The 7,819-nt window shown below is 57.2% G+C and carries 8 protein-coding genes and 1 CRISPR repeat array; of the genes, 4 read left to right on the top strand and 4 right to left on the bottom strand.

Features of this window, described 5'->3' with window-relative positions:
* Positions 1–267 precede the first annotated feature (267 nt).
* Positions 268–798 carry a Bro-N domain-containing protein gene (locus ALQ04_RS16465; RefSeq protein ID WP_183142199.1) on the top strand — a complete coding sequence of 177 codons (531 nt, stop codon included), beginning with the start codon at positions 268–270 and terminating at the stop codon, positions 796–798.
* A 217-nt stretch (positions 799–1,015) separates the two neighbouring features.
* Positions 1,016–1,404: a CRISPR direct-repeat array (repeat unit 28 nt; unit sequence CTTCACTGCCGCATAGGCAGCTCAGAAA).
* A 148-nt stretch (positions 1,405–1,552) separates the two neighbouring features.
* The gene (locus tag ALQ04_RS16460; protein ID WP_122316813.1) at positions 1,553–2,212 is read left to right on the top strand and encodes a hypothetical protein; all 660 of its coding nucleotides are present in this window, start codon (positions 1,553–1,555) and stop codon (positions 2,210–2,212) included.
* A gap of 47 nt (positions 2,213–2,259) precedes the next feature.
* On the opposite strand, the gene ALQ04_RS16455 is transcribed toward ALQ04_RS16460, so the two are convergent.
* A complete protein-coding gene (locus ALQ04_RS16455; RefSeq protein WP_122316812.1) occupies positions 2,260–3,270 on the bottom strand; it encodes an NAD(P)-dependent alcohol dehydrogenase in 1,011 nt (336 codons plus the stop codon).
* Positions 3,271–3,326: 56 nt separating this feature from the next.
* A complete protein-coding gene (locus ALQ04_RS16450; RefSeq protein WP_122316811.1) occupies positions 3,327–3,635 on the bottom strand; it encodes a helix-turn-helix transcriptional regulator in 309 nt (102 codons plus the stop codon).
* Positions 3,636–3,747: 112 nt separating this feature from the next.
* Between ALQ04_RS16450 and ALQ04_RS16445 the strand changes: the two genes are divergently transcribed.
* On the top strand, positions 3,748–4,536 hold the full coding sequence (locus ALQ04_RS16445) for a transporter substrate-binding domain-containing protein (protein ID WP_122316810.1): 789 nt from the start codon (positions 3,748–3,750) through the stop codon (positions 4,534–4,536).
* Between the two features lie 115 nt (positions 4,537–4,651).
* Positions 4,652–5,620 carry an ATPase gene (locus ALQ04_RS16440; RefSeq protein ID WP_122316809.1) on the top strand — a complete coding sequence of 323 codons (969 nt, stop codon included), beginning with the start codon at positions 4,652–4,654 and terminating at the stop codon, positions 5,618–5,620.
* Between the two features lie 83 nt (positions 5,621–5,703).
* Here ALQ04_RS16440 and ALQ04_RS16435 read toward each other — a convergent pair whose 3' ends face one another.
* Entirely contained in the window at positions 5,704–6,723 is a 1,020-nt protein-coding gene (locus ALQ04_RS16435; RefSeq protein WP_122316808.1) for a branched-chain amino acid aminotransferase, read from the bottom strand.
* 201 nt (positions 6,724–6,924) lie between these two features.
* The gene (gene cyoE, locus ALQ04_RS16430; protein WP_122316807.1) at positions 6,925–7,812 is read right to left on the bottom strand and encodes a heme o synthase; all 888 of its coding nucleotides are present in this window, start codon (positions 7,810–7,812) and stop codon (positions 6,925–6,927) included.
* Positions 7,813–7,819: the final 7 nt, after the last annotated feature.

The raw sequence follows: 7,819 nt of genomic DNA, 5'->3' as shown, positions 1-7,819 counted from the left end.
AAAGTTGACCACTACAGGCTAACCTCCCCGCCATTCGCTGCAACATCGGCGAAAGGGTTTGGCGACCCGATCAAGTACAAATACTCCCCATCACGGCGCAGACGTTTTATGCTGTCTGCGCCCGCGTTATGGCGGCTGTGTGCGGGAGGCCTTCGGGCCTGCCGGGTTTATCTACTTGCCGGTTCGCCAACCCTCACACAGCTGCCACCCATTGTTTGGCGACAATGCATGACAGCTCTAACGAGTAATCCAAGTAGAGTGCCATCCATGCGAAATACCTTGCCAACATCTCCCTGTACCGACTCTTTTGAAGCCACCCTGTTCTTCCGCCATCACCGGATGCTAAGAGCAATATTCACCGAAGCTCAGGCATGGTTTTGCCTTGCCGATCTTGCTCGCTTGATGGGCCAGACACTAGGCGAACGCTCGGTGCTCAAGCTGGATGCCGATCAGCGTCGGATGGTCTGGTTGCAGGCCAATGGCAACTGGCAGAAGCAGTTAATGGTCAGTGAATCCGGCGCGTTTGCGTTGCTGGTTCATCACTACGTGCCTGAAAACCGGGCGCTGCGGCAGTGGCTGACGCATGAAGTGCTGACGGTATTGCACGCGCCACAAAATGCCACCTTGGACAACCCGAAGATCTGCCACCTGCAATGGCCAGGCACGTCATTGAGCGTGATGCAGTGGCGCGATGAGTCGTGGATTAGATTGCTGGACATGCCGCAGGTGGCACTGGAAGTTCCGCTGCCACCCCGACGGGGCGTGTTACGCAAGGTGCTGGATGCCTTCGCAACCTGACCCGACATTGCCTGCACGTGCTGAAGTGGCCTGATCTCAGGCAAGATCCGGGACAGGCTTGGGATCAATCACCGTAGGTATTGTTGACCCTCTTTTTTCAGGTGTTATCGATGGCTTTTGAAATCAATGACTTATGAAAGCCCTGAAAAAAAGGGTAAAACAGCCTCCCGAGGATGATTTCTCTTTAAAAACGCTGAGTTATTGAGCAAAGTGTCTACTTCACTGCCGCATAGGCAGCTCAGAAACATGCGTTCCTGTTTACCGTCGTTTCTTTCATCTTCACTGCCGCATAGGCAGCTCAGAAAAATATTGCGCAGGCGATGCAGCTGCTGATTGATCTTCACTGCCGCATAGGCAGCTCAGAAAACCTGGAAGGGGCCGCCACCCAAGTTCGAGCGCTTCACTGCCGCATAGGCAGCTCAGAAATACGCCCTGCTTGAGCGGGCCGAAATGGAACTCTTCACTGCCGCATAGGCAGCTCAGAAATTCCTGGGCGTGTCGCGCTTGTGGGATTGATCCTTCACTGCCGCATAGGCAGCTCAGAAAAGGATGGATTGCATGCATTCTCTAATGCAACTCTTCACTGCCGCACAGGCAGCTCAAAAACCCCGTACCCACCCACTGACGATACTCAGTCACTAAGCCCGCTCCGGTCAGCCCTCGCTGCAAACACCCCCACTCTCGACTACCCTCAATCCCATCATTTAAGCGGTTGATGCTCCAGCCACCTTGACTGATAGGGACAAGAATAATAATGAAAGACCCTTATGCCTTCGGGTTCTACAGTGCCTGTCTTGCGTTGATGGTCATTGTTGCGGCGACTTTCTACAGTGCGCTTTCCGGCGGTCATCCTGGTCGGGCGGTGGATGCTTATTTTGTCTTGTATTCGGCCTCTTCGCTGATCGAAGCCCTGGCGGTGATCGGGATCGCGGGTGTGGCGTTCAGGGCTTATGGGTCCTGGAAGCGTGATGTGCGCCAGCACAAGGCGCTCAGTGTGATCTGGGATGCCAGTGTCGCGTTTCGGGAGGTCGAGATTGGTTTCAACGAATGGTTTTTCGGCCCGAATGCCGAGCAGAAGAGCAGCGGCGATACACGCCAGATCGATTCGTTGCTAAGTGCCAGTCCGCTCGGGCTGGCCATGAGGGCGTTCAAGAAGCAGTGCATTCTGCTCGACAAGGTGGTGATCAAAAGCCACTGGCGCTGGCTCAACCATGCCGCTGAACTCGAGATGCTGGCGCGTGCGCTGAATGCCGAAGCCTTCGGGGTAGTTGGCAAGGGCAAGGTCACCCACTCGATCGTGGATCTGCTCTATGTCCATGAAGGCGAAGCCTGGCAAAGAACCCAGGCCGACTGGGAAACCCTGATGACGGCCATCGAGGAACAGCTCACGGAGCTGGAAGAAACCTATACCTGAGGCCTCTCCCCACCCGGAGCGGGTGCGAAGAGGCGCCTGTGCAGCGATCAGATATCCAGCGTGATCTTGCCGAAGTGCTGGTTGGTTTCCTGATAGCGGAATGCTTCGACGATATCACTCAGCGGGAACGAACGGTCCATGACCGGGCGCATGCCGTTGGCGTTGATGGCACGGATCATCTCTTGCTGCTGGGTACGGCTGCCGACCAGCACGCCTTGCAGGCGCAGTTGCTTGACCAGCGCCGGGACAATCGCCAGCTCTCCGGTTACCCCGGTCAGAATGCCGATCACCGAAATATGCCCGCCGACACGTGCAGCGTTCATCGACTGTTCCAGGGTCGATGGGCCGCCGACTTCGATGATGTGATCAACACCACGACCACCGGTCAGTGCGCGAGCGGTTTCGCCCCAGTTGGCGTCCTTGCGGTAGTTGATCAGGTGATCGGCGCCCAGTTCGCGCAGACGCTCCAGTTTCTCGTCGCTGGAGGATGTGGCGATGACGGTTGCACCAGCCATCTTGGCGAACTGCAGGGCGAAGATCGATACGCCGCCAGTGCCTTGAACCAGCACGGTATCACCGGCTTTCAGACCGCCATCAGCCATCAGCGCACGCCAGGCGGTCAGGCCGGCGGTGGTCAGGGTCGAGGCTTCGGCGTGGGTATAGCCGATTGGTGCGTGGGTGAAGGATGTGGCGCGGGCCGTGACCTGTTCGCGGGCATAGCCATCGATGCCATCACCCGGAACGGTGACGAAGCCTTCCACCAGCGGCTCGCCGCTGATCCAGTCCGGGAAGAAGGTACTGACGACCGAATCGCCAACCTTGAACTCGTCGACGCCCTCACCCACCGCCGTGACCACACCGGCACCGTCGGCCATGGGAATGCGCGACTCGCTGGGGCCCCACATGCCGCTGACCACGGCGAAGTCGTGATAATTGAGGGAGTTGGCATGCAGGCGCACGGTGATTTCACCGGCCTTGGGGGCCAGTACTTCGCTGTCGCCAACGATCACGCGGTCGTAGCCGCCACCAGCCTGTACGTAAATGGTTTTGTTGCTCATGGTAAATCTCCTATCGATTCAACATTATGCGAAATGACGAAATGAATTCCTAAAACTCAAAGCTCGTTCTTGAGCCGGTCGGCGAACCGGTCAATGGCCTGTTCGTCGCGACGGAAGTAGGTCCACTTGCCTATCCGGGTAGTCTGGACCAGACCGGCACGCAGCAGGATGGCCAGATGAGCCGAAGCGCTGGACGCCGAAAGACAGGCCTTGGCCTGAATATGCGACATGCACACCCCTATCGCCGGATCACCGTGGTCCTGGGGAGGGAAATGGGCCTGAGGGTCTTTGAGCCACTCCATGATCATCATGCGAGTGTCATTGCCGACCGCTTTGAGTTGTTCAAGAATCATGGGGCACAACATTACGCCTTTTTACGAAATGTTCAAGCACCGATTGGCAATCGATCTCTTGAGCATGGCCTGGTTTTTTAGCATTCTCTGTCGCTCCCCTCACTGACCGCGAGCACCCCGCCCCATGATGAACCTGAAACACAGCGCTCTGACCGCTCTGCTGCTGGGGCTTGCAAACATGGCTCAGGCCGCGGAACCGACCTCGCACCTGGACAAAGTGATCCAGGCTGGCCAGTTGGCAGTCTGTACCACTGGCGATTACAAGCCTTACACGTTCCTGCGCGAGGACGGTGAGTACGAAGGTATCGATATCACGATGGCACGCTCGCTGGCCAAGAGCCTTGGGGTCAAAGTGCAATGGGTGCCGACCACCTGGAAAACCCTGATGCCGGACATGATTGCCGGCAAGTGCGACATCGGCATGGGCGGCATCTCGGTCACTCTGGAGCGCCAGAAGAAGGCGTTCTTCAGCAACACGCTGGATGTCGACGGCAAGATTCCGCTGGTGCGCTGCGAAGATCAGGCCCTGTACCAGACCATCGAGCAAATCAACCAGCCATCCGTGCGCCTGATCGAACCTGCCGGTGGCACCAACGAGGCCTTTGCCCGCGCCTATCTGCCCAAGGCGCCGATTGCCTTCCATGACAACAAGACCATCTTCCAGGAGTTGCTGGACAAGAAGGCCGACGTGATGATCACCGACGCCTCCGAAGCGCTGTACCAGCAGAAACGCATGCCGGGCCTGTGCGCGGTCAACCCGACCCGTTACATGCAATACGGTGAAAAGGCCTATTTGCTGCCACGCGACGACATGACCTGGAAAAGCTACGTCGACCAGTGGCTGCACCTGAGCAAGGCCACAGGCGCTTATCAACAGACGCTCGGCGAGTGGCTGGCGGTGCCGGGTCAGTAAGCCGTCCGGGGGCTGAACGGCAATCGCATGTCGATTCCGTTCAGCAGTGGTTGCAAGCTGTGTGCGGCTGAAATAGGTTGTTGCAGGAACAACGACTGGAAGGCACCCACCGAGCATGAAGCCCAGCAAAACCATCACTCGTGCGTTCTGCGTCGAGTTGCAGCAGGAACTGTCGATTACCGCCGCCAGACGTGAGTATTTTTCGCAGGAGCCGCCACGCTCGCGATTCGAGTTTCTCTGTTCGAGTGAAGCCTGCCGGGCGCTGGGGGCGAAAGTGACGGGCGTGCGTTATGACGTGAAGCCTCAGGACAACCCGACCTTCGTGGCCGCGCACTTTCGCGCCAATCCGCATTACGACCATCACGCTACATGCGAGTGGGTCGAGGACGATGGCCAGGAAGTCGAGGAAGAAACCGCGGTTGAAGAGAGCGACCCACAGGTTCGCACCCGCAAGGCCAAGCGCAAGCTGGATGATTACATCGACGTCTTCGATCCAGCCATAAAAGAGCCTGTCAAGGAAAAGGCCGGGCCAGACAAGGCCGGCCCTCGCGTTCCACAGGCTGCCAACGCTACTCCAGCAGCAGAAACCTCCAAACCGGCAACACCGCGCTACAGTGAAACCCGCACCAATAATCTGGAACGCTTGGTGGACAGCTATCGTCAGGCCAAGGCGCAATTGCCTGCCGATGACTTCAAGCTGCTGACCTTGAAGATTCCCGGCCAGGGTGAGCTGTCACTGCGTTCATACTTTCGCCATATCAAATACGCCCAGACAGGTGATAACGGCCGCGTGCTTTATGGCGGCGGTCTGGTAGAGCGTTATGGGCTGGGGTTCAAGTTCAAGTTCTTCGACCGGCTTGAAGGCAAGCTGGTGACGTTGTACGTGTCACCCGCGCAGATGCAGGCCTATCGCTCCAGCCGCTATATCAGCGAACTGTTGAGCCATGCCGACGAAGTGAAGTTCTTTACGGTTTACGCGCTGGGGAATGTCGTCAAAAGCCCATCGGGGAAAAGCTTCAGCGTCGAGGTTGCCGATCTGCGGCATCTGGCGATCGTGCTGGGGCCGGGCAAGGAAGCCGTGTAGATACCGTCTCTGTGTGGGAGCGGATTTATCCGCGAAAGCAATGTGCATGCTTCGCGAATGAATTCGCTCCCGCCAGGGGTTGGTCAGACCTTGACGATCCAGCCGGCTGGCGCTTCGACGTCGCCGGATTGCACACCGGTGAGTTCTGCATAAAGCTTGCGGGTCACCGGGCCGACTTCCGTCTGGCTGTAGAAGACGTGCAGTTTTTCCTTGTAGGAAATCCCGCCAATCGGAGTGATCACCGCAGCTGTGCCGCAGGCGCCCGCTTCGGTGAAGTCAGCAAGCTTGTCGATCAGGACATCGCCTTCCACAACGGTCAGGCCCAGGCGCGTTTCCGCCAGTTCCATCAGCGACAGGCGCGTGATACCCGGCAGTACCGAAGGCGACTTGGGGGTGATGAACCTGTTGTCGGCAGTGATCGCAAAGAAGTTGGCCGAACCGACTTCTTCAATCTTTGAATGGGTTTGCGGGTCGAGGTAGATGCAGTCGGCGAAGCTGTGTTTCTTGGCTTCGGAACCTGGCATCAGGCTGGCGGCATAGTTGCCACCGACCTTGGCTGCGCCGGTGCCGTTTGGCGCGGCGCGGTCGTAACCGGAGATCACGAAATTGTTCGGTTTCAGGCCGCCCTTGAAGTAGGCGCCAACCGGAATGCAGAAGATCGAGAAGATGAACTCGGGCGCAGTACGCACGCCGATGTTGTCGCCAACACCGATCACGAACGGACGCAGGTACAAGGCACCGCCCGAGCCATAGGGCGGAATGAAGCGCTCGTTGGCCTGGACGACCTTCTTGCACGCCTCGATGAAGACATCGGTCGGTACATGAGGCATCAACAGACGGGAACAGCTGCGCTGCATGCGCTGGGCGTTCTGGTCGGGGCGGAACAGGTTGATCGAGCCATCCTTGCAGCGGTAGGCCTTCAGGCCCTCGAAACACTGCTGACCGTAATGCAACGCGGTAGAACCTTCACTGATGTGCAGAACGTTGTCTTCGGTCAGTGAGCCTTCATCCCAGGCACCGTTACGCCAGTGAGAGAGGTAGCGCTTGTCGGTTTTGATGTAGTCGAAACCCAGAGTTTCCCAGTTGATGCTTTCTTGACTCATAACGCCCTCTTTCATTTAGCCGTTGCCTGGACGAGTCAGGCCAAGTCCGTATTCTGCCAGATCATTTCAAGCCTGAGGTTTGAAAAAGCACAATCCACAGGTTTAATGCCGACAGGGTCACTAAAGACGGGGTCAAATGAGCAGGCGAAAAAAAACCCTGATCCTCGCGGAACAGGGTTTTCTATCGGGTTCAGGTACGAGTCAGAAGGCGTAAGTCACCAGCAACTCTTTGGTTACCTGAAAGTCCACCGACATCATCACGCTCAGGGCAGTGATGGTGAAGATGGAGAACACGAACAGCTTGCGGGCCCAGACGGTATCGTCTGCAGCCTTGTAGCCCTTCCACGCCATGTACAACCAGTACATGCCCATGCCCGCTGCAACAGCGAGGTAGTTCAATCCGGCGTAACCGCCAAACGTCAACATCAGGGTCGCCACGAGGAACGCCAGGATGTAGAGCAGGATATGACGCTTGGTGACCAGAATGCCGCGCTTGACCGGCAGGACCGGAATTTTCGCAGCACGATAGTCATTGAAACGGAAGATCGCAATCGCGTACGAATGCGGCATCTGCCACAAGCTGAACATCACCAGTAGCGTCCATGCCGCGAAATCGAAGCTGTTGCTTACTGCGCAGTAGCCAATCACCGGAGGCATGGCCCCCGACAGGCTGCCGATCAGGGTGCCGTGCACGGATTTACGCTTGAAGTACAGGCTGTAGAAGCCCACGTAGATCACAAAGCCGATCACCACCAACATGGCAGCCAGAGGGTTTGCATAGGTGTACAACAGGCTTACACCGACGATGCCGAGAATCGTGGCATACAGCAGTGCAAGCTTGATGGAAACCAGACCCTGCACCAGCACACGGTTGCGTGTCCGCTCCATGCGCTCGTCGATATCACGATCGATGCAGTTATTGAATACGCAACCTGACGCTACGACCAGGGAGGTACCGATTACCGCCGCAAGGAACACGACGAAATCGATATCACCCTTGGATGCCAGAAAAAAGCCACCTGCCACCGAAAGCACGTTACCGAAAATGATCCCCGGCTTGGTGATTTGGATAAAGTGCTTCAGAGACATCTGGTAT

Source organism: Pseudomonas cichorii, assembly GCF_003700275.1.
In the GTDB taxonomy this organism is placed as follows: Bacteria; Pseudomonadota; Gammaproteobacteria; order Pseudomonadales; family Pseudomonadaceae; genus Aquipseudomonas; species Aquipseudomonas cichorii_B.
This window is presented reverse-complemented; position numbering and strand designations above follow the sequence as displayed.

What these genes read in the sequence shown, in the direction of transcription:
- ALQ04_RS16465 (WP_183142199.1), top strand. Translation starts at nt 268, where the DNA reads ATGCGAAATACCTTGCCAACATCTCCCTGTACCGACTCTTTTGAAGCC.
- ALQ04_RS16460 (WP_122316813.1), top strand. Translation starts at nt 1,553, where the DNA reads ATGAAAGACCCTTATGCCTTCGGGTTCTACAGTGCCTGTCTTGCGTTG.
- ALQ04_RS16455 (WP_122316812.1), bottom strand. Translation starts at nt 3,270, where the DNA reads ATGAGCAACAAAACCATTTACGTACAGGCTGGTGGCGGCTACGACCGC.
- ALQ04_RS16450 (WP_122316811.1), bottom strand. Translation starts at nt 3,635, where the DNA reads ATGTTGTGCCCCATGATTCTTGAACAACTCAAAGCGGTCGGCAATGAC.
- ALQ04_RS16445 (WP_122316810.1), top strand. Translation starts at nt 3,748, where the DNA reads ATGATGAACCTGAAACACAGCGCTCTGACCGCTCTGCTGCTGGGGCTT.
- ALQ04_RS16440 (WP_122316809.1), top strand. Translation starts at nt 4,652, where the DNA reads ATGAAGCCCAGCAAAACCATCACTCGTGCGTTCTGCGTCGAGTTGCAG.
- ALQ04_RS16435 (WP_122316808.1), bottom strand. Translation starts at nt 6,723, where the DNA reads ATGAGTCAAGAAAGCATCAACTGGGAAACTCTGGGTTTCGACTACATC.
- cyoE (WP_122316807.1), bottom strand. Translation starts at nt 7,812, where the DNA reads ATGTCTCTGAAGCACTTTATCCAAATCACCAAGCCGGGGATCATTTTC.